Genomic DNA, 20064 nt, shown 5'->3' with positions numbered 1-20064 from the left:
GCGGTCATTCCTCCGGAACGGCGTGCTCGCCACGCTGGATGGCGTGCATGAACTCGAGCTTGAGCAGGAGGCGCTGCATGCCTTGGACGTCCAACCGCTCGGTGTTGTGCGAGTTGTAATCTTCAGTGCGTGAGATCTTCTCCTCACCCTGCTCCACGAACTTGGCGTAGTTCAGATCACGCAGGTCTGGCGGCACGCGGTAGTAGTCGCCCATATCCTGGGCGCAGACCATTTCTTCGCGGCTGAGCAGTGCTTCATAAAGCTTTTCGCCATGGCGGGTACCAATCACCTGAATCGGATGCTCCGGTTTGCCCATCAGCCCGGTCAGCGCTTCGGCCAGGGTCTGTACGGTAGCTGCTGGCGCCTTCTGCACGAACAAGTCACCGTTTTCACCATGCTCGAAGGCAAACAGTACCAAGTCAACCGCATCGGACAGGGTCATCATGAAACGGGTCATGTTGGGGTCTGTCAGGGTCAATGCCTTGCCGGCGCGGATCTGCTCGACGAACAGCGGGATGACCGAACCACGCGAGGCCATAACGTTGCCGTAACGGGTGCCGCAAATGACAGTGCGCTCGCTATCCACATTGCGCGACTTGGCCACCATGACCTTTTCCATCATGGCCTTGGAGATACCCATGGCATTGATCGGATAGACTGCCTTGTCGGTACTCAGGCAGACAACGCGCTTGACGCCGTTCTGAATGGCCGCCTCAAGCACGTTCTCGGTACCAAGAACGTTGGTCTTGACCGCCTCCAGGGGGTGGAACTCGCAGGAAGGTACTTGTTTTAGCGCAGCGGCGTGGTAGATGAAATCTACACCCCGGCTGGCGTTCAGGATGCTCTGGTAGTCACGGACATCACCGATGTAGAACTTCAGCTTGCTACTGGCGTAGCGCTTGCGCATGTCATCCTGTTTCTTTTCATCACGACTGAACACCCGAATTTCAGCGATATCACTGTCAAGAAAACGCTTGAGGACGGCATTACCAAAGGAGCCGGTTCCACCGGTGATTAACAGTGTTTTACCTTTAAACATGACAACCTCATAAATTTGTAATTAGGCATTAACCAAGGCCGGCTCTCTGCGTTGCTGACTCAACCAGATAAACAACCAGAATACAAATGCAAAATAGGAATCCAGCGTTTGCGTGAGTTGATTATTAGCGGGAGCGTACAAAACCGAAAGTGTCAAGAACAGGAACACTAGGGTGCCTGCTTCGCTACCATTGAACAACGCGCTTTTCCAAGCCCCCCCCCAAAGAAAGCCCATTATCAGAATCACCAACGGCACCAACGGAAAACCAACATCGCTAGCAATCCAGGTAAACATTGTCGACCACTGGGCGGTATCACTCCAGCCTGCCAGGTTGACCTTGTTAAGGTAGCTGCGCTGATAGAGCGAGTCATCAACCGCTTTGGAAAAATTGCTCATCAGAAACGATGAATGCCCGAGGCCCATCGTCGAGGTAAAATCTTCCTGCAGCGCAAGGGATAACCCGTAATAGCCCTGGGCCATGTAGGCAGATAGCATCTCCATGGTAAAGTTCAATTTATCTGCGAGAGGGCCATCACTGGGCGAGCGCTGTGAGCAGACCACGCCTTCAGCAATGCAGAATATGCCATTTCCACCCATCCGCGCTTCCTTGCGTTCAATGAAGAGGAACAATGTTGAGCTAAGCAACACCGCTAGCAGCAGTGAAGCCACGCCCACTTTCCCAGCACTGAAAGGGAACCGCCCGCGCCGAATCATGGCATGGCCGGCCAGCACCATGACAGTGCCGCCCACAAAGACCAACAGCTCTCCGGTTTCGCGATCGGTACCACGCATTAGCGAAAATATCAGGACAGCACCGATGTGGCCGGACAACAGCACCACATCCACCAACGTCAAAGTCCGCCAGTTAAGAATCGCGAAAGGGACAACGCAGCAGACGAACGGTGCCAAGAGTGCTCGGGCGAGCGAAACATAACTGCGAATCCCAGACTCATTGGCTTCCAGCGCTGTGAGCATTTCCTGATAAGCGGCCCTCTGATCAGTCAGGACACTCAATACTTCCCACGGCCATTTGCCTGTATACACATACGTCGAAGGGGCCAGCAAGGCGATGCTGGCCAATGCGCCTGCGCGGTAGTACAAACGCCACTTGAGCAATGGCCGCCCCGGGGTGAGAGCGTAGCCACTCAACGTGTAGCCCAACACCAAGGCCAAAATTGTAATCAAGAGGAAACCCAAGACTACTTCACCATTATTCACCGGCCAATCGAAGGGGCCAAAGAAGAACAGAACAATCGTTGCACTCAGGTACAAGACACCTAGCCAAAGCGGAGTCAGCCTCAAGGTGGTCGAGAGCATTGGCATCCTAATACTCCGATTGTCCTACTTGGTTAATCAACTGTCGGGCAACTTGCTCGACATCGAAGTGCTCTGCCATGCATTTCGGCCCCCGACTCGCCATTCCGGCCAGGCGCTGCGGGTCTGTCAGCAATTGTTCGATGCATTCATGAAGCCGCAAGGGATCCCCTGCCTCCACCCTCACACCCACCCCTTGCTCGACCACGAAGTCGCCATAATCGGTGCTTCGCTCGACCGAAGCGACTATGGGTAACCCCACACGTAGATAGTCGATAGTTTTCGAAGGGAAGCTCGGCACATCCACGTCCCGCACAGTACAGACCAATGCCACATCGCAGGCTTGTGCGATATCCAGGTAGCGCTCACGTGGAACTCTGGCGATCCAGCAAAGGTTGTCGTGGCCTTCTTCCAGGTAGGCCTTCACCTGCCCCTCCAAGGGTCCGCTACCCATGATGAGGTAGTAACTTTGTGATCCTTCGCGCGCCGCGATCCGTGCCACTTGCAACAAGTCCTCAACGCCCCGGCCGTGCACCAGCTGGCCACCAAAAACCAAAATGGGGCGGTCCGGCGGAAGACCCGTCGCTTGCCTTGTTTTCTGGCGGTCAATGGGAGCGACAGCCGTGTTGCGCCCCCATATCGGCAGCGCGTGAACGTGTTGAGCAGCGCGTAAGCGGTAGTGTTTCTTAAGATAAGCAACATTGGCAAGAGACATGCAGCCGATATGATCGAAGGTACGGATCAATGCACTCTCAAACCATTTGGCAATGGAAAAGACCAATCCTGAAGGCATCAGGCCAATCTGCTGTTGATGGTGCGGGAAAAAGTCCCACAGCACCATATAGGACTTTGCCTGTCCCCTATAACACTGCCAGAGCAACGGTAACGCCATGGTTACTGCCGGCGAAAAGCCGATCAGTAGATCGATGGAGCGACTTCGACTCACTTCACGCAGTAATTTCACAACCCTGAGCGAGGAACCCGCCCATTTCAGCATTTTCGGCAACATCGGAAGCTGGGAACGCACAAGCAGAGGTGCAACCGATACCACCTGCACTCCGCCTGAGGTGCGCAGCTTATGGTCGGGCTCTCCCGCCGCTGCGGCCCAATCGAGGTTGATCACCGTGACGGTATGCCCTTGCCCCTGCAATGCTTCAGCCATTTCATTGGTCAGCCACGGATCGTTCTCCCGCAAGGAAAATTTCGTGCAAAGCATCACGATGTTCACTGGACTCTCCTTTTCATCCAGAACAACAAACCAACGGCCATCACCGCACACAGCGTAAAGTAAGTGAGCAGGTGCGCGTAGACAGGAGCCAGGGCGCCCTGACTATTGAAGAACAGGCTGAATGCACAGACCAGAACTACTCCCTGGGCGAGCTCGAAGGCAAAGGACACACGCACAAGGCCCCGCGCCATGAACAAATAGGATATGGATGCCGCTATGGTACGAAAGACATCACCCGCCATCTGCGGCGCCAGTAGTGCTTTCATAGGCAGAAAATCACTGGAGAACACCAGCGTAATGAGAAAGTCGCGCAGCAAGTAGAACACGGCAAACCCTGCAAGCAGCACGCCGACAAGCGCGCAGACGCTAACCGACCATTCCTTGAATACATGACGCACATCACTTGCAGCAGCAATGCGGGGTAAAACGAAATTGATCAACACCACGCCCATGAATTGCATGTACACGTCTGAAAGCTTGATGACACCCTGCCACTGCCCCACCTGCTCCCAACCCATAGCGCGCGCCAGTACATCCCGAATGAACAGCTGGGCCAGCGGAACGGATATGGCTCCTATCAGCGTAACCATGGAGAACGATAGCAAAAGTTTTATACGCTCCGGCGCCACAGACCAGGAGCAGGAGGAGATCAGTTCACGCCTCCGAAACGCGGCATACAACAACGCAAACACGCCCACCATCGCTGGCATCAATACCACCGAGTAGGCAGCTCCTTTGAAGGAGCCGTAGTAGACCGCAGCAATTACCAGTGCCGCACCTGCCAGCGTGCCACTCACATTAATCAGCGAGAAAGTAGCGCTGCCCCCCCGGCTGCTAGCCTCTGCCAAAGGGAGGTTACCGTAGCCTATCAAGGCCTGACTGAACGCGAGCACGATGAAAAGCATCAGGCCAACGCCTGGAACTAGATAATCGGCCAGTACCGGGGACACCGCTGCGATCAAGACCGCTGAGACGCAGCAGACAAAGGTTGTCAGCGTATAGGCCGAAGCATACCAGGCTCTGCCCTCGGCTGTACCCAGCGGCGCTTTGGCCAGCACTCTGATCAGGCCGTTGGTGATGCCGCCACCCGCGAGCATCCCTACGATAGCAACTACTGTCATTAACTGGCCCAGCAGCCCAAAGCCCTCCGGCCCCAACTTCGAGGCAAGCATCTTGATAACCAGTAAACCGGCAAGTGTCTTGACGAGGACGGTGGAGCCAAAGTAAAAGCCCGCTTTTATTCTTGACAAATTTGACGCCTCATTCATTGCTCCCTGCAATATGTAACCTGCACAGATCCAGCACGTCGAACCCGTTATACTCAAATCCGGCGAGTATCCAACCTAATACTTCATGTGGTGCGATTACGGGCACCCCGGTAGAGCGCAAGACAGATACCGAGCAAAAGACCCGCCACAACCCCCAACAAAACGATTAACGTTTTCTTCGGTTTGACTGGACGATCCGGCACCTCAATAGCGCCGTCCTGACGGTACAGGCGCACAGCGTCCGTATTAACATGCAGGTCACGATAAAATTGCATTGTCCCCTGATTTTCTCGCAGCCCCTGCACAAATGGATCATCAGATGTCCGCTTGCGCAAGTTGTCGATATCAGCCTCAAGCGCTTTGGTTCCGCGCATGTAAGTGAGGGTGCCTTCCATGCCGGCAGAAACCTCGGTCGAAAGCGTGTTGGCAATCAATGGGGGTTTTTCAAGACCTATCGATCGGGCAATGTTCAAGGCTTCTGTCAAACGAGCAATCTGATCATCGCGCACTTTGCGAGCCGCATTCCTGCCGGCGTCAATCTGGCGACCCAGCCTTTCAGCCTTCCCCAGGGCATCCGCACGCAGATCCTTGGCCAGTTCCTGTTTGCTCCAGTCGCTAGTCATTTGCAAATATTGCGCCACCCAATCTGCGGCCACTTTAGGGTTCGGCAACGTAACGACCACACTGTAGCGATCAGGCGCCGTTGGCCCTACAACCGAAACCGCCAAGATTTTATTGAACTCTGCGTACAGCTGATCTTGCGAGCCTTGACGGGCCCCCTCAACCAAGCTGGGCAGATAAACTTCCTGGAAGAACTTACGCCGCAATGCCTGGGACTGCAAATTGCTCAGATAGACACCATATACATCCTTGACACTAAGAAGTCCAAGTCCGGTACCTTCGCCGCGACCGATATTGATCTGAGAAATGTCGTCCTGCGTCGGCGTCCGCACCACAACCCGCGCCTCATAGATAGGCGTCGATAACATCGCATAAGCCAACGCGCACAAAGTGACGGTAATCGTCACAATAACCACCAAGGCTTTCTGCCCTCCTATCAGGCGGACCAACTGGAAGAGATCGATATCGTCATTACCGTTCTGGCGCTCGGCTACATTGCGCATTGGCTCTACTGTTCCTTGAATCATTATTTTTGAAATCGAGAACAAGCACGCGCGGCGTCTACCCTGCAGTGAGGCCGCTGATGCCTTTCTGCGCCCGCCATCGGTTGATGAAAGGCGGCAAGCATTGCGACGCCTACACTACAGCGAAAGCTGGCAGCAAAGTAGGGGCAACCTGAAAAATCCTCCATCGACGCCTGAATGCGCCAAGCTTGCTAGCGCCGCTCCGCCTCGGCAATGGACACCTGCAGATCACCCCCCTTTGTCGTGGCATAACGGCGCAACGCAGCCTCCAACAGGCGTTTTGCCTGATACTCGCCATGAACCAGGATCACCCGCCTGACTACATCTCTCCGCCCGATGGCAAACTGAACCAGCCCCAATTGGTCCGCATGCCCCGAATAGCCCCGCAAAGTTACGACTTTTGCCCTCAATTCATACATCCGTCCATCCAGTTCAACCTTCACAACCCCTTCAGCCCCCTCACTAGCCTGAATCACCGCCCCCGGCGTCCCCTTCGCCTGATACCCCACAAACACCACCTCATGCCGTGGATCCCCCAGCATCGCTTTGAGGTAGTTAACGATCCGCCCACCCGAGCACATACCATTCCCAGCAATCACGATAGCCGGCCGCCCGGTACTCTTCAGATAGTTGACCACCTGCTGATGCTTGCCATGTGTATCCACGCAAACCAACTGCCCGAACCCGAGCGGGTCACGCCCTTCCCCCAACCGTTGCCGAGCCTCGCAGTTCCAGTATTCGTGCAGCTCCGCGTAAGCGCGGGTGATGCGCTGGGCCAACGGCGAGTCAAGAATGACCGGCAAGCGCGACCAGTCGAGCGCAGCGAGCGGATCATCGGCAGGCCCCTGCCTTTGTTCGGCCTGTAGCGATTTGCGGTGGAGGATGTCTTCGATCTCGTACAGCAACTCCTGGGTTCGGCCCAGGCTGAAGGCTGGAATGAGAATGGTGCCGCCATCTACCAAGGCACGGTCGATAACGGCCTCCAGGCGCTGCTGGCGATCGCTGCGGTCGGCGTGCAGGCGATCGCCATAGGTGCTTTCGAGAATGAGGATATCGGCGCGCTCAGGGGGCTTCACGGCGCGTAGCAGGGGATTGCCCGGCGCACCGAGGTCGCCGGAGAAAACGACGCGCGAGCTGGGTTCGACGCCGGGATAGCGCACGTCGCATTCTACGTAGGCAGAACCCAACAGGTGGCCCGCGCGCTGCAAGCGGATGGAACATGCCACGCCCTCCTGCTCGGCCACCAGGTGCCATTGCTCGAAGGGTATTGCCACCATCAACCGCTGCACCAGCGCAAGGTAACGATCGACCTGAATGGGATCTGCGCTGATACCGAGCTTGTAGGCATCCTCAAGCACCAGTGGCAGTAGCTTGGCCGACGGCTCACTACACAGGATGGGGCCGCGGTAGCCGGCAGCCAGCAATGCCGGAATGCGACCGACATGATCGAGGTGAACATGGGTGATGATCAACGCCTTGATACCGGCTATATCAAAGCCGATGGGGGCAAATTCTGATCCGGGAGCCGCATCGGCACCCTGCTCCAGCCCACAATCGATCAACAGGCTGATGGTGGCGTCGAGGTGCAGCTGGTGACAGGAGCCGGTTACGCCTCGAGTGCCACCATGATGGGAAAGGGCAGGAAATTCCATACTGCTGCGCGCTCGCCTGGGCCAAAAAAATGAAGTGCCTATTACTTCATTTTCGGAGCCGCGTGCACAGGTGAGACTTTCCTACGAGGGCGTAGGAATTTTCCTCAATTGCCGTTAATGAGTGACTGGCGGACCGAAGCGCGGATCTTCCGCTTGCTGCGCTGCACGCCATAAGCCCCCAACAGTGGCCCCACTGCGAGCCCAACCACCAGGGCCGCCAACACCGGCACAGCGACGGGGACTTCAGGGGCAGACCAGCCGAACAGGACGAGCGCCACGGCTTGCTGATTCTCCAGCACGAAGAACAGCACCACAGCCGCCAGCAGCAGCACGAACAGCGCCGCCAGGGCGCGCTTGAGGTTACGCATCAGACTGCTCCTTCATGGCTCAGGGGTGCTCGTGCTCGTCTTCGTTGACCCGGTCACGCAGCTCTTTACCTGGTTTGAAGTGCGGCACGAACTTGCCTTCGAGCTCCACAGACTGACCTGTCTTGGGGTTGCGCCCTACGCGCGGGGCCCGATAGTGCAAGGAAAAGCTGCCAAAACCACGGATCTCGATGCGATCGCCAGTGGCCAGGCATTGGGACATCTGTTCAAGCATGGTCTTGATGGCCAACTCGACGTCCTTGGACGAGAGCAGCCCTTGATGGGTGACAATACGTTCGATCAGCTCCGACTTCGTCATATTTTTCCCTTCGTTATCAAGCAGCTAGATCATTGCTTAATCAGTTTGTAGCACGCTCGGAAGGTTTTGAACAGGCCGGTTCTTGACTTGATAAAAAAATTCAAGATTGGTGGGTAGAGGAAACAAGCGGGAGCTGTGCTGCAGCCCATCGCCGGCAAGCCGGCTCCGACAGGGATTGCGGGGGCATGGGTAAATTCTTGGCACAAAAAAAGGGGTGGCCCGAAGGCCACCCCTTTTTTGTACCGATCAAACAGAACTTAGTTCTGCTTGGCCATTGCTTCGCGCAGCAGCGCAGCCATGGTGGTGTCGGCAGCCGCTTCCGGAGCGTTTTTCAGGCTCTGGATGGCTTCACGCTCTTCAGCGTCGTCTTTCGACTTGATCGACAGGCTGATGACGCGCGATTTGCGGTCAACGCTGATGATCTTGGCTTCGATCTCTTCGCCTTCCTTCAGGACGTTACGCGCGTCTTCAACGCGGTCACGGCTGATTTCGGAAGCTTTCAGAGTCGCTTCGATGTCGTCGGCCAGAGTGACGATGGCGCCTTTGGCGTCAACTTCTTTCACGATGCCCTTGACGATAGCGCCCTTGTCGTTGACAGCAACGAAGTTGGAGAACGGATCGTCTTCCAGCTGTTTGATGCCCAGGGAGATGCGCTCGCGCTCTGGGTCAACCGACAGGATGACGGTTTCCAGCTCGTCGCCCTTCTTGAAACGACGTACGGCTTCTTCGCCGGTTTCGTTCCAGGAGATGTCGGACAGGTGAACCAGGCCGTCGATGCCGCCGTCCAGACCGATGAAGATACCGAAGTCGGTGATCGACTTGATGGTACCGGTGATCTTGTCACCCTTGTTGAACTGGCCGGAGAAGTCTTCCCATGGGTTGGACTTGCACTGCTTGATGCCCAGGGAGATACGACGACGCTCTTCGTCGATGTCCAGAACCATGACTTCCACTTCGTCGCCAACCTGAACGACTTTCGACGGGTGGATGTTCTTGTTGGTCCAGTCCATTTCAGAAACGTGTACCAGACCTTCAACGCCTTCTTCCAGCTCAGCGAAGCAGCCGTAGTCGGTCAGGTTGGTAACGCGAGCTTGTACGCGAGTACCTTCTGGGTAGCGGGCAGTGATAGCAACCCACGGATCTTCGCCCATCTGCTTCAGACCCAGCGAAACGCGGTTGCGCTCACGGTCGAACTTCAGAACGCGTACGTCGACTTCGTCGCCAACGTTAACGATTTCGGAAGGATGCTTGATGCGCTTCCAGGCCATGTCGGTGATGTGCAGCAGGCCGTCGATGCCGCCCAGGTCCACGAATGCGCCGTAGTCGGTGAGGTTCTTGACGATACCTTTGACTTGTTGGCCTTCCTGCAGGGTTTCCAGCAGGGCTTCGCGCTCGGCGGAGTTCTCGGCTTCCAGCACGCTGCGACGGGAAACGACAACGTTGTTGCGCTTCTGGTCCAGCTTGATGACCTTGAATTCCAGCTCTTTGCCTTCCAGGTGGGTGGTGTCGCGCACAGGGCGGACATCAACCAGGGAGCCCGGCAGGAACGCACGGATGCCGTTAACGTCGACAGTGAAGCCGCCTTTAACCTTACCGTTGATAACGCCCTTGACCACTTCTTCGGCGGCGAAAGCTGCTTCCAGAACAATCCAGCACTCGGCGCGCTTGGCTTTTTCACGGGACAGTTTGGTTTCGCCAAAGCCGTCTTCGACCGCGTCCAGCGCAACGTGAACTTCGTCACCGACCTTGATGGTCAGCTCGCCAGCTTCGTTGTAGAACTGCTCGAGCGGGATGACGCCCTCGGACTTCAGGCCAGCGTGTACGGTAACCCAGTCGCCGTCGATGTCGACAACGATACCGGAGATGATCGCGCCCGGCTGAAGATTGAGGGTTTTCAGGCTTTCTTCAAAGAGTTCTGCAAAGCTTTCGCTCATTTTAATTCCTGTAGATTCGGGCGAAACAAACGCCCCTCGCCACATTCCAGACAATGTGGGTCTGTTTTAAGTAAAGGAGGGCCGGCAGGACGTTGACTGGTGAACCTGCCTGCTCTCCTGGTGATCAGAGAAGGTCGCGCTGGGCGATCTCGCTCCTGATACGTTGCAACACCTGCTCGATGGACAACTCGGTGGAGTCCAACTGAATGGCGTCTGCCGCTGGTTTCAGCGGGGCCACTGCACGTTGGGTGTCACGCTCATCGCGCGCACGAATCTCATCCAGCAGACTCGACAGACTAACATCTTCGCCCTTGCCCTTCAACTGCAGGTAACGGCGACGGGCACGTTCCTCGGCACTGGCGGTGAGGAACACCTTCAGCGGTGCATCCGGGAACACCACGGTACCCATGTCGCGGCCGTCAGCAATCAGCCCTGGCGCCTCACGGAACTCGCGCTGACGCACCAGCAATGCGTCACGTACCGCGGGCAGCGAGGCGACCATGGAGGCACCGGCGCCGACGGTTTCGGTACGGATGACATTGCTGACATCCTCACCCTCGAGAATGATCTGTTGAAGCTTACCGGGCTCAGCTGCAATGAACTGCACATCCAGATGGGCGGCAAGCTTGGTGAGCAGCTCTTCGTTGGTGAGGTCGACGCCGTGGTTGCTGGCGTTGAACGCCAGCAACCGGTACAGCGCGCCAGAATCCAGCAGCCGCCAGCCCAGCTCGCGCGCCATCAGGCCGGCAACAGTGCCCTTGCCGGAACCGCTTGGGCCGTCGATGGTGATGACGGGTGGTTGCGAAGTCACGGCTTGCCCTCTTCTGCAACGCGAATACCGACTTCAGCGCAGAGCTTGAGGAAGTTCGGGAAGGAGGTAGCGACGTTGGCGCAGTCATGGATGCGGATCGGCGCACTGGCACGCAACGAGGCGACACTGAAGGCCATGGCGATACGGTGGTCGCCGTGGCCATGCACTTCGCCGCCGCCGATCTGGCCGCCATCGATGATGATGCCGTCAGGGGTCGGCTCGCACTTCACGCCCAGGGCAATCAGCCCGTCGGCCATGACCTGGATGCGGTCGGACTCCTTGACCCGCAGCTCTTCGGCGCCACGCAGCACCGTACGCCCTTCGGCGCAGGCGGCGGCAACGAACAGCACCGGGAACTCGTCGATGGCCAGCGGCACCAGGTGCTCAGGGATCTCGATCCCCTTGAGCTTGGCGCCACGCACGCGCAGGTCGGCCACGGGCTCACCGCCGACTTCACGCTGGTTCTCCAAGGTGATGTCGCCGCCCATCAGGCGCAGGATATCGATGACACCGGTGCGGGTCGGGTTGATGCCGACATGCTCGAGCACCAGCTCGGAGCCTTCGGCAATCGACGCGGCAACCAGGAAAAACGCGGCCGAGGAGATGTCTGCCGGCACTTCGATGCGGGTAGCGGTGAGCTTGCCACCGGACTGCAGCGAGGCTACTGGGCCATTCGACTCGACCGAATAGCCGAAGCCGCGCAGCATGCGCTCGGTGTGGTCACGGGTTGGCGCAGGCTCGGTAACGGTGGTCTTGCCTTCAGCGTACAGGCCGGCCAACAGCAGGCAGGATTTGACCTGGGCACTGGCCATCGGCAGCGTATAGGTCAGCGCCTTGAGCTTGTGGCCACCACGAATGGTCAGGGGCGGACGGCCTTCCGGGCCGGTCTCGACCACCGCGCCCATTTCGCGCAGCGGGTTGGCCACACGGTTCATCGGGCGTTTGGACAGCGACGCGTCGCCGGTCATGGTGACATCGAACGACTGGCCGGCCAGCAGGCCCGACAGCAGGCGCATCGAGGTACCCGAATTGCCCACGTAAATCGGCCCGGGCGGCGGCTTGAGGCCGTGCAGGCCGACACCGTGAATGGTCACGCGGCCATGGTTCGGCCCTTCGATAACCACACCCATGTCGCGGAAAGCCTGCAGGGTCGCCAGGGCGTCCTCGCCTTCCAGGAAGCCTTCGACTTCGGTCGTGCCTTCGGCCAGCGAGCCGAGCATGATCGAACGGTGGGAAATCGACTTGTCGCCCGGTACACGGATTCGCCCGGTCAGGCGGCCACCCGGTTGGGCCAGGAAAATCAGATCGTTGGCGTTCATAGCGTCCACATAGGCCCGGCGGGCCAGGATTTTACTGAAATGCTCGCGGGCAACGCGTGCGCGGGTGAATACACCCAGCAACTGGTGCCCGTCCCCAGCATCGACCGCGTCGCGCAAGGCGTCGAGATCGCTGCGAAATGTGTCCAGGGTGCGCAGGACGGCCTCGCGGTTGGCGAGGAAGATGTCGTGCCACATGGTCGGATCACTGCCGGCGATTCTCGTGAAATCGCGGAAACCACCTGCAGCGTACCGGAAGATCTCGAGGTTTTCATTGCGCTTGGCCAGCGAATCGACCAGGCCGAAGGCCAGCAGGTGCGGCAGATGGCTGGTGGCGGCCAGGACCTCGTCGTGGCGCTCCACCGACATGTGCTCGACATCGGCATCCAGCGCGCGCCACAGGCGATCAACCAGCGCCAGCGCGGCGGGATCGGTTTCAGGCAGCGGCGTGAGGATGACTTTGTGGCGGCGGAACAGGGTGGCATTGGAGGCCTCTACCCCGCTCTGCTCGGAGCCGGCGATCGGGTGGCCGGGCACGAAGCGCGGCAGACGCTGACCGAAGACGGCGCGCGCCTCGCGCACGACGTTGCCCTTGGCACTGCCGACGTCGGTGATCACCGCGTCGCCGAGATCAAGCCGAGCCAGGCGGGCCAGCACCTTTTCCATGGCCAGGATGGGCACGGCGAGCTGGATGACATCGGCGCCAATGCAGGCGGCAGCGAGGTCTTCTTCGCAACGGTCGACTACGCCCAGGTCTACGGCGAGCTTGCGTGAGGGCGCGTCCAGATCGACACCCACCACTTCGCGACAGAGGCCGCTTTCACGCAGGCCTTTGGCGAAGGAACCGCCGATCAGGCCGAGGCCTACGACCACAAGGCGACCGATGATTGGCGCGGGTTTGGTTGTTACGGCATTTACCACTGGTGCGAACCCTGTTCAGAAATCAAGACAGTCTGTGAGACCGCAGGGGGCTGCTTTGCAGCCCATCGCCGGCAAGCCGGCTCCCACACCGATCGGCGTTGCGCGGCCCGCGGGGGACCCGGCAAACTCGATCAAAGCACCGCCTTGGGATACGAGCCCAACACCTTGAGCCCCACAGCCTCCTGGCTGATCTGTTCCAACACCGCCTTGATCAGCGGGTCGCGGTGGTGGCCAACGAAGTCGATGAAGAATACGTAGGTCCACTTGCCGCTGCGCGACGGGCGGGTCTCGATGCGGGTCAGGTCGATGCCGTTCTCGTGGAAGGGCACCAGCAGCTCGTGCAAGGCACCCGGCTTGTTGCTCATCGAAACGATGATCGAAGTCTTGTCGTCGCCGGTTGGCGGCACTTCCTGGCTACCGATCATCAGGAAGCGCGTGGAGTTGTCCGGGCGGTCCTCGATCTTTTCGGCCAGGCGAGTCAGGCCATACAGGTTGGCTGCCATATCGCCGGCGATCGCTGCCGAATTCCACTCACCCTTGACCCGTTTGGCGGCTTCGGCATTGCTCGACACCGCTACGCGCTCGACGTTCGGGTAGTGCGCGTCCAGCCACTTGCGGCACTGGGCCAGGGACTGTGCGTGGGAGTAGATGCGGGTGATGCTGTCGGTCTTGGTGCTTTCGCCCACCAGCAGGTGATGGTGGATGCGCAGCTCGACTTCGCCGCAGATCACCATGTCGTGCTCGAGGAAGCTGTCCAGGGTGTGGCTGACGGCGCCCTCGGTGGAGTTTTCCACCGGCACCACGCCGAAGTTGACGGCACCGGCCGCCACTTCGCGGAACACTTCGTCGATGGCGGCCATCGGACGGCTGATCACCGCGTGGCCGAAGTGCTTCATCGCCGCGGCCTGGGTAAAGGTACCTTCCGGCCCGAGATAGGCGACCTTCAGCGGCTCTTCCAGGGCCAGGCAGGACGACATGATCTCGCGGAACAACCGCGCCATCTCTTCGTTGCCCAGCGGCCCCTTGTTGCGCTCCATGACGCGCTTGAGCACGGCGGCTTCCCGCTCGGGGCGGTAGAACACCGGCTTTTCGCCTTCAGCCAGCGAGGCGGTTTTGACCCTGGCCACTTCCTGGGCGCAACGGGCGCGATCGCTGATCAGCTCGAGGATTTTCTCGTCGAGGCTGTCGATGCGTACGCGCAGCGCCTTGAGCTCGTGTTCGGACATCAGCCGTGCTCCTTCTCGAATTCGGCCATGTAGGCAACCAGGGCTTCAACCGAATCCAGGCCCAGGGCGTTGTAGATCGAGGCGCGCATGCCGCCTACCGAGCGGTGGCCCTTGAGGTTGAGCAGGCCGCGGGCATCGGCACCGGCGAGGAAGGCCTTGTCCAGGCGCTCGTCCGCCAGGCGGAACGGCACGTTCATCCAGGAACGTGCGTTGACGCTGATCGGGTTGGTGTAGAAGTCGCTGGCATCGATGAAGCCGTACAGGCGCTCTTTCTTGGCGCGGTTGCGCTGCTCCATGGCCTCGACGCCACCTTGCTCCTTGAGCCACTCGAAGACCAGGCCCGAGAGGTACCAGGAATAGGTCGCCGGGGTGTTGTACATGGAGCCGTTGTCGGCCGAGACCTTGTAGTCGAGCATGGTCGGGCAGCTGCTGCGCGCGCGGCCGAGCAGGTCTTCACGCACGATCACCACCACCAGGCCGCTCGGGCCGATGTTCTTCTGCGCGCCGGCGTAGATCAGGCCGTACTGCGACACATCGATCGGGCGGGAGAGAATGTCGGACGACATGTCGACCACCAACGGAACGTCACCGGTTTCTGGCACCCAGTCGAACTGCAGGCCACCAATCGTCTCGTTGGACGCGTAGTGAACGTATGCGGCGTTTTTGGTCAGGCTCCACTCGTTCTGGCCCGGGATGGCCAGGTAATCGTAGGGCTTGGCACTGGCGGCAACGTTGACATTGCCGAACCGGCGCGCTTCTTCGATGGCCTTTTTCGACCAGATGCCGGTTTCGATGTAGTCGGCGGTGCCGTTTTCCGGCAGCAGGTTCAGCGGGATCTCGGCGAACTGCTGGCTGGCGCCGCCCTGCAGGAACAGGACTTTGTAGTTGGAGGGGACGGACAGCAGGTCACGCAGGTCCTGCTCGGCCTTTTCGGCGATGGCCACGTAATCGTCGCTGCGATGGCTCATTTCCATCACCGACAAGCCCTTGCCACGCCAGTCCAGCATTTCGGCCTGGGCACGCTGCAGGACAGCTTCCGGAAGCGCGGCAGGGCCTGCGCAGAAGTTAAAGGCTCGTTTGCTCACATCCACTCTCGCTCTGCCAAATAGAACAAAATCATTTGTTGCAGGCCGCGCACCACCTTTGTGGGAGCGGCCGTGCAGGGCGGCTCCCACAAATGCCACCCACCTAAACCCCACCTACAGAGGCGGGCCAGGCGTTGCCTGCTGTAATCAGTCAAACGGGGCGACCTTCGTCGCCCCGTTCGGGTTGTTGCAATTGCTTACTCGTGAGGTGCCTCTTCGGCGCCGGCACTGTCATCGTCCGCCGCTTCCGGGGCATCGGCCTCGACGCCCTCCTCGCCCGTCTCGATCAATTCGTCGAGCTCTTCCTCGGACGGCTCCTGTATGCGCTCCAGGCCTACCAGGGTTTCGTCTGCGGCCAACTTGATGAGCGTCACGCCCTGCGTGTTACGGCTCAGGCTGGACACTTCACCTACCCGCGTGCGCACCAGGGTGCCCTGGTCGGAGATCAGCATGATCTCTTCGCCTTCCTGCACCTGGATGGCGCCGATCAGCAGACCGTTGCGCCCCTTGGTACCCATGGCGATCACGCCCTGGCCGCCGCGACCGCGACGTGGGAACTTGGACAGCGGGGTACGCTTGCCGAAACCACGCTCGGAGGCGGTGAGGATCTGCGCGCCGGACTCCGGAATCAGCATCGAGATGATCTGCTGCCCTTTGCCCAGCTTCATGCCGCGTACGCCACGGGCGGTACGGCCCATTTCGCGCACCACGCTCTCGGCGAAGCGGATCACCTTGCCGGCGTCGGAGAACATCATGACTTCCTTGGCACCATCGGTGATGGCCGCGGCAATCAGGGTGTCGCCTTCTTTCAGCTTCAGGGCGATCAGACCGTTGGAGCGCGGACGCGCGAACTGCACCAGCGGGGTTTTCTTGACGGTACCGGATGCCGTGGCCATGAAGATGTACGCGCCAGTCGGTTCAGCCACCCACTCAAGGGTGTCACCGTCTTCTTCGTCAACTTCTTCGACTTCGACCACTTCGCCTTCGATCACGCCCTCGTCGCCGTCCTCCAGCTCTTCATCCGGGTCGGCGCTCTGCTGCAGGGCCTCGAGGTCGATCTGCAGCATGGCGGTGATGCGTTCACCTTCTTCCAGCGGCAGCAGGTTGACCAGCGGACGACCACGCGCAGCGCGGGAGGCTTCAGGAATTTCGTAGGTCTTCTTCCAGTACACCTTGCCCTTGCTGGAGAACAGCAACAGGGTGGCGTGGCTGTTGGCGACCAGCAGGTGTTCGATGTAGTCCTCGTCCTTCACGCCGGTTGCCGACTTGCCTTTGCCGCCACGGCGCTGGGCCTGGTAAGCGGACAACGGCTGGGTCTTGGCATAGCCACCGTGGGAGATGGTCACCACGCGCTCTTCTTCGGGGATCATGTCTCCGTAGTTGAGGTCGTGGCTGGCGTTGAGGATTTCGGTGCGGCGGGCATCGCCGTATTCGGCGCGGATCGCTTCGAGTTCTTCGCGGATCACTTCCATCAGGCGCTGGGCGCTGCTGAGGATGCGGATCAGCTCACCGATCTGCTCGAGAATCTCCTGATACTCGGCCAGCAGCTTCTCGTGCTCCAAACCGGTCAGGCGGTGCAGACGCAGGTCGAGGATCGCCTGGGCCTGTTCCGGCGACAGGTAATACTTGCCGTCGCGCAGGCCGAACTGCTCAGGGAGGTCCTCCGGGCGGCAGGAGTCGGCGCCGGCGCGCTCGACCATGACCTGCACGGCGCTGGATTCCCAGGCAGTGGAAATCAACGCTTCCTTGGCTTCCGACGGCGTCGGCGAGGCCTTGATCAGGGCGATGACCGGGTCGATGTTGGACAGCGCAACGGCCTGGCCTTCAAGGATGTGGCCGCGTTCGCGGGCCTTGCGCAGCTCGAATACGGTACGGCGGGTCACCACTTCACGGCGGTGACGGACGAACGCTTCGAGCAGGTCCTTGAGGTTGAGCAGGCGCGGGCGACCGTCGATCAGCGCCACGACGTTGATACCGAAGACGCTCTGCAGCTGGGTTTGCTGGTAGAGGTTGTTGAGCACCACCTCCGGCACCTCGCCGCGGCGCAGCTCGATGACGATGCGCATGCCGTCCTTGTCGGACTCGTCGCGCAGCTCGGTGATGCCTTCGATCTTCTTCTCTTTGACCAGCTCGGCGATCTTCTCGATCAGGCGGGCCTTGTTCAGCTGGTACGGCAGCTCGGTGACCACGATCTGCTGGCGACCACCGACTTTGTCGATGTCTTCGATCTCGGAGCGCGCACGCATGTAGATGCGGCCACGGCCGGTGCGGTACGCCTCGATGATGCCCTGGCGGCCGTTGATGATGCCGGCAGTCGGGAAGTCCGGGCCAGGGATGAACTGCATCAGCTCATCGATGGTGACGTCCGGGTTGTCGATCAGCGCCAGGCAGCCGTCGATGACTTCACCGAGGTTGTGCGGCGGAATGTTGGTCGCCATGCCCACGGCGATACCGCTGGAACCGTTGACCAGCAGGTTGGGGATGCGGGTTGGCATGACCGCCGGGATCTGCTCGGTACCGTCGTAGTTGGGTACCCAGTCGACGGTCTCCTTGTGCAGGTCGGCCAGCAGCTCGTGGGCCAGCTTGGACATGCGCACTTCGGTGTATCGCATGGCCGCGGCGTTGTCGCCGTCCACCGAACCGAAGTTGCCCTGGCCGTCGACCAGCAGGTAGCGCAGCGAGAACGGCTGGGCCATACGCACGATGGTGTCGTAGACCGCAGTGTCGCCGTGCGGGTGGTACTTACCGATCACGTCACCGACCACACGGGCGGACTTCTTGTACGGTTTGTTCCAGTCGTTGCCCAGTTCGCTCATCGCATAGAGAACGCGACGATGCACGGGCTTCAAGCCGTCACGCGCATCGGGCAGCGCTCGCCCGACAATCACGCTCATCGCGTAGTCGAGGTAAGACTGTCTCAGTTCGTCTTCGATATTGACCGGGAGGATTTCTTTGGCCAGTTCGCCCATGAGAAGCCTGATTCCTTTTTCTGGTGAAACTTCGCAGCTCCATCAAGGGCCGAACGAAGCTCGCCGCCGCAGCGCATAGGGGTGCGACGACTTACGACAAATCAATGAGTTGTGCCATGGATCTGCGCAAAATTAGCCGCCGTGATGGGCGGTCTTGGAAACTGCCGGATGTTATCACAAAGGCAGTAGCGGTGGGGAGATATGGCAGGTTGCCTTAGCAGCATCACGCTAAAGATTTTCGACGCCTGTGCCGGCCCTTTCGCGGGGCAAGCCCGCTCCCACAAGTACCCCGCAGCCCTCCAGGCCATCCGATAACCTGTGGGAGCGGGCTTGCCCCGCGAAAGGGCCGGCGCAGGCAAACATCAATGCAACCGCTTGCGACACATCAACTGCGCCAATTTGGCGGTATCGGGCCGTTCAACGACCCCCTTCTCGGTCACGATCACGTCAATCAGGTCGGCCGGGGTCACATCGAACACCGGATTGAACACCTCGACATCTGCCGCCACACGGGTGCCGGCGTAATCGAGCAATTCATCCGCATCGCGCTCTTCAAGCGGAATGTCGTCGCCCGTCGCAAGGTTCAGGTCGATGCTGGTGCTCGGCGCCACCACCATGAAGCGCACCCCGTGGTGCATGGCGCTCACCGCCAGCTGATAGGTGCCGATCTTGCTGGCCACGTCGCCGTTGGCAGCAATGCAGTCGGCCCCTACCACCACCCAGGTGATGCCCTTGCTCTTCATCAGGTGGGCCAGCGCCGAGTCGGCGCACAGGGTCACCGGGATGCCTTCATTGGCAAGCTCCCAGGTTGTCAGGCGCGAGCCCTGCAGCCAGGGGCGGGTTTCGCCGGCATAGACCCGCTCGACCATACCCTCCAGGTACCCCGCGCGGATCACCCCCAGCGCAGTACCGAAGCCGCCGCTGGCCAATGCGCCGGCGTTACCGTAGGTCAGCAAGGTTTGCGCATTGCCCTGGTGGCGGCGGATCAGCTCGATGCCGTACTGGGCCATGGTCAGGTTGGCTTCACGGTCGCTTTCATGAATGGAGACCGCTTCAGCCTGCAAGGCTGCCAGCACGTCCTCATCGGGGCGCACACGCTGCAGGCGCTCACGCATGCGGTTGAGCGCCCAGAACAGGTTGGCCGCCGTGGGGCGCGCCTCGGCCAGGCTGAGGAAGTCCTCCTCCAGGTCCATTTCCCAATCGCCACCCTCGGCCAGGCGCTCTTCGAGCGCCAGCACCAGGCCATAGCCGGCGGCAATACCGATGGCCGCCGCGCCGCGCACAGCCATGTCGCGGATAGCCGCCACCACCTGCGCAACATTGTCGCAGGTCAGCCAGCGCTCTTCCGACGGCAGCAGACGTTGGTCGAGCAGGTGCAGCGCGCCGTCGTGCCAGCGAATGCCGGTCACCTTCTCCGCCGCCAAAAGTTGCTCGCGCATCGCCTCTCCCCGTGGTTCGGATATCAAAAGCCC

Annotated in this window: 15 protein-coding genes; all 15 read right to left on the bottom strand. The window is 59.8% G+C overall.

Going from position 1 to position 20064, the window contains the following annotated elements:
- Positions 1 to 4: 4 nt before the first annotated feature.
- The 15 genes from ACNQPL_RS18190 to mtnA all read right to left on the bottom strand — a co-directional run bounded on the left by ACNQPL_RS18190 (position 5) and on the right by mtnA (position 20031).
- Positions 5 to 1039: a polysaccharide biosynthesis protein gene (locus ACNQPL_RS18190; protein ID WP_416467470.1), complete on the bottom strand. Its 1035-nt coding sequence runs from the start codon at positions 1037 to 1039 to the stop codon at positions 5 to 7.
- Positions 1040 to 1060: 21 nt separating this feature from the next.
- On the bottom strand, positions 1061 to 2356 hold the full coding sequence (locus tag ACNQPL_RS18185; protein WP_416467468.1) for a hypothetical protein: 1296 nt from the start codon (positions 2354 to 2356) through the stop codon (positions 1061 to 1063).
- Between the two features lie 7 nt (positions 2357 to 2363).
- Entirely contained in the window at positions 2364 to 3581 is a 1218-nt protein-coding gene (locus ACNQPL_RS18180; RefSeq protein WP_416467467.1) for a glycosyltransferase family 4 protein, read from the bottom strand.
- Positions 3578 to 4849, bottom strand: a complete 1272-nt coding sequence (locus tag ACNQPL_RS18175; protein WP_416467465.1) for an O-antigen translocase — start codon at positions 4847 to 4849, stop codon at positions 3578 to 3580. Before ACNQPL_RS18175 ends, ACNQPL_RS18180 begins: the two co-directional genes overlap by 4 nt.
- Before the next feature lie 83 nt (positions 4850 to 4932).
- Positions 4933 to 5973, bottom strand: coding sequence for a Wzz/FepE/Etk N-terminal domain-containing protein (locus ACNQPL_RS18170; RefSeq protein ID WP_416467464.1), 1041 nt, complete (start codon positions 5971 to 5973; stop codon positions 4933 to 4935).
- Positions 5974 to 6185: 212 nt separating this feature from the next.
- Positions 6186 to 7646, bottom strand: coding sequence for an MBL fold metallo-hydrolase (locus tag ACNQPL_RS18165; RefSeq protein ID WP_416467463.1), 1461 nt, complete (start codon positions 7644 to 7646; stop codon positions 6186 to 6188).
- A gap of 104 nt (positions 7647 to 7750) precedes the next feature.
- Positions 7751 to 8014 (bottom strand): lipopolysaccharide assembly protein LapA domain-containing protein, encoded by a 264-nt coding sequence (locus ACNQPL_RS18160; RefSeq protein ID WP_346615928.1) that lies wholly within the window; start codon positions 8012 to 8014, stop codon positions 7751 to 7753.
- A 19-nt stretch (positions 8015 to 8033) separates the two neighbouring features.
- Positions 8034 to 8330 (bottom strand): integration host factor subunit beta, encoded by a 297-nt coding sequence (gene ihfB / locus ACNQPL_RS18155; RefSeq protein WP_008095149.1) that lies wholly within the window; start codon positions 8328 to 8330, stop codon positions 8034 to 8036.
- A gap of 257 nt (positions 8331 to 8587) precedes the next feature.
- Positions 8588 to 10264, bottom strand: coding sequence for a 30S ribosomal protein S1 (gene rpsA / locus ACNQPL_RS18150; protein WP_012313291.1), 1677 nt, complete (start codon positions 10262 to 10264; stop codon positions 8588 to 8590).
- 124 nt (positions 10265 to 10388) lie between these two features.
- On the bottom strand, positions 10389 to 11075 hold the full coding sequence (gene cmk, locus ACNQPL_RS18145) for a (d)CMP kinase (RefSeq protein WP_346615927.1): 687 nt from the start codon (positions 11073 to 11075) through the stop codon (positions 10389 to 10391).
- Positions 11072 to 13279 carry a bifunctional prephenate dehydrogenase/3-phosphoshikimate 1-carboxyvinyltransferase gene (locus ACNQPL_RS18140; protein ID WP_416467490.1) on the bottom strand — a complete coding sequence of 736 codons (2208 nt, stop codon included), beginning with the start codon at positions 13277 to 13279 and terminating at the stop codon, positions 11072 to 11074. Before ACNQPL_RS18140 ends, cmk begins: the two co-directional genes overlap by 4 nt.
- A 164-nt stretch (positions 13280 to 13443) precedes the next feature.
- Entirely contained in the window at positions 13444 to 14538 is a 1095-nt protein-coding gene (gene pheA / locus ACNQPL_RS18135; RefSeq protein WP_346615926.1) for a prephenate dehydratase, read from the bottom strand.
- Positions 14538 to 15623 carry a 3-phosphoserine/phosphohydroxythreonine transaminase gene (gene serC, locus ACNQPL_RS18130; RefSeq protein ID WP_346615925.1) on the bottom strand — a complete coding sequence of 362 codons (1086 nt, stop codon included), beginning with the start codon at positions 15621 to 15623 and terminating at the stop codon, positions 14538 to 14540. The genes pheA and serC overlap by 1 nt, the downstream gene beginning before the upstream one ends.
- A gap of 197 nt (positions 15624 to 15820) precedes the next feature.
- Positions 15821 to 18592 (bottom strand): DNA gyrase subunit A, encoded by a 2772-nt coding sequence (gene gyrA, locus ACNQPL_RS18125; RefSeq protein WP_346615924.1) that lies wholly within the window; start codon positions 18590 to 18592, stop codon positions 15821 to 15823.
- Between the two features lie 362 nt (positions 18593 to 18954).
- Entirely contained in the window at positions 18955 to 20031 is a 1077-nt protein-coding gene (gene mtnA / locus ACNQPL_RS18120) for an S-methyl-5-thioribose-1-phosphate isomerase (RefSeq protein ID WP_346615685.1), read from the bottom strand.
- Between the last annotated feature and the right edge of the window lie 33 nt (positions 20032 to 20064).

The sequence above is a fragment of the Pseudomonas sp. LFS044 genome, from assembly GCF_047978245.1.
In the GTDB taxonomy this organism is placed as follows: Bacteria; Pseudomonadota; Gammaproteobacteria; order Pseudomonadales; family Pseudomonadaceae; genus Aquipseudomonas.
This window is presented reverse-complemented; position numbering and strand designations above follow the sequence as displayed.

What these genes read in the sequence shown, in the direction of transcription:
- ACNQPL_RS18190 (WP_416467470.1), bottom strand. Translation starts at nt 1,039, where the DNA reads ATGTTTAAAGGTAAAACACTGTTAATCACCGGTGGAACCGGCTCCTTT.
- ACNQPL_RS18185 (WP_416467468.1), bottom strand. Translation starts at nt 2,356, where the DNA reads ATGCTCTCGACCACCTTGAGGCTGACTCCGCTTTGGCTAGGTGTCTTG.
- ACNQPL_RS18175 (WP_416467465.1), bottom strand. Translation starts at nt 4,849, where the DNA reads ATGAATGAGGCGTCAAATTTGTCAAGAATAAAAGCGGGCTTTTACTTT.
- ACNQPL_RS18170 (WP_416467464.1), bottom strand. Translation starts at nt 5,973, where the DNA reads ATGCGCAATGTAGCCGAGCGCCAGAACGGTAATGACGATATCGATCTC.
- ACNQPL_RS18165 (WP_416467463.1), bottom strand. Translation starts at nt 7,646, where the DNA reads ATGGAATTTCCTGCCCTTTCCCATCATGGTGGCACTCGAGGCGTAACC.
- ACNQPL_RS18160 (WP_346615928.1), bottom strand. Translation starts at nt 8,014, where the DNA reads ATGCGTAACCTCAAGCGCGCCCTGGCGGCGCTGTTCGTGCTGCTGCTG.
- ihfB (WP_008095149.1), bottom strand. Translation starts at nt 8,330, where the DNA reads ATGACGAAGTCGGAGCTGATCGAACGTATTGTCACCCATCAAGGGCTG.
- rpsA (WP_012313291.1), bottom strand. Translation starts at nt 10,264, where the DNA reads ATGAGCGAAAGCTTTGCAGAACTCTTTGAAGAAAGCCTGAAAACCCTC.
- pheA (WP_346615926.1), bottom strand. Translation starts at nt 14,538, where the DNA reads ATGTCCGAACACGAGCTCAAGGCGCTGCGCGTACGCATCGACAGCCTC.
- gyrA (WP_346615924.1), bottom strand. Translation starts at nt 18,592, where the DNA reads ATGGGCGAACTGGCCAAAGAAATCCTCCCGGTCAATATCGAAGACGAA.
- mtnA (WP_346615685.1), bottom strand. Translation starts at nt 20,031, where the DNA reads ATGCGCGAGCAACTTTTGGCGGCGGAGAAGGTGACCGGCATTCGCTGG.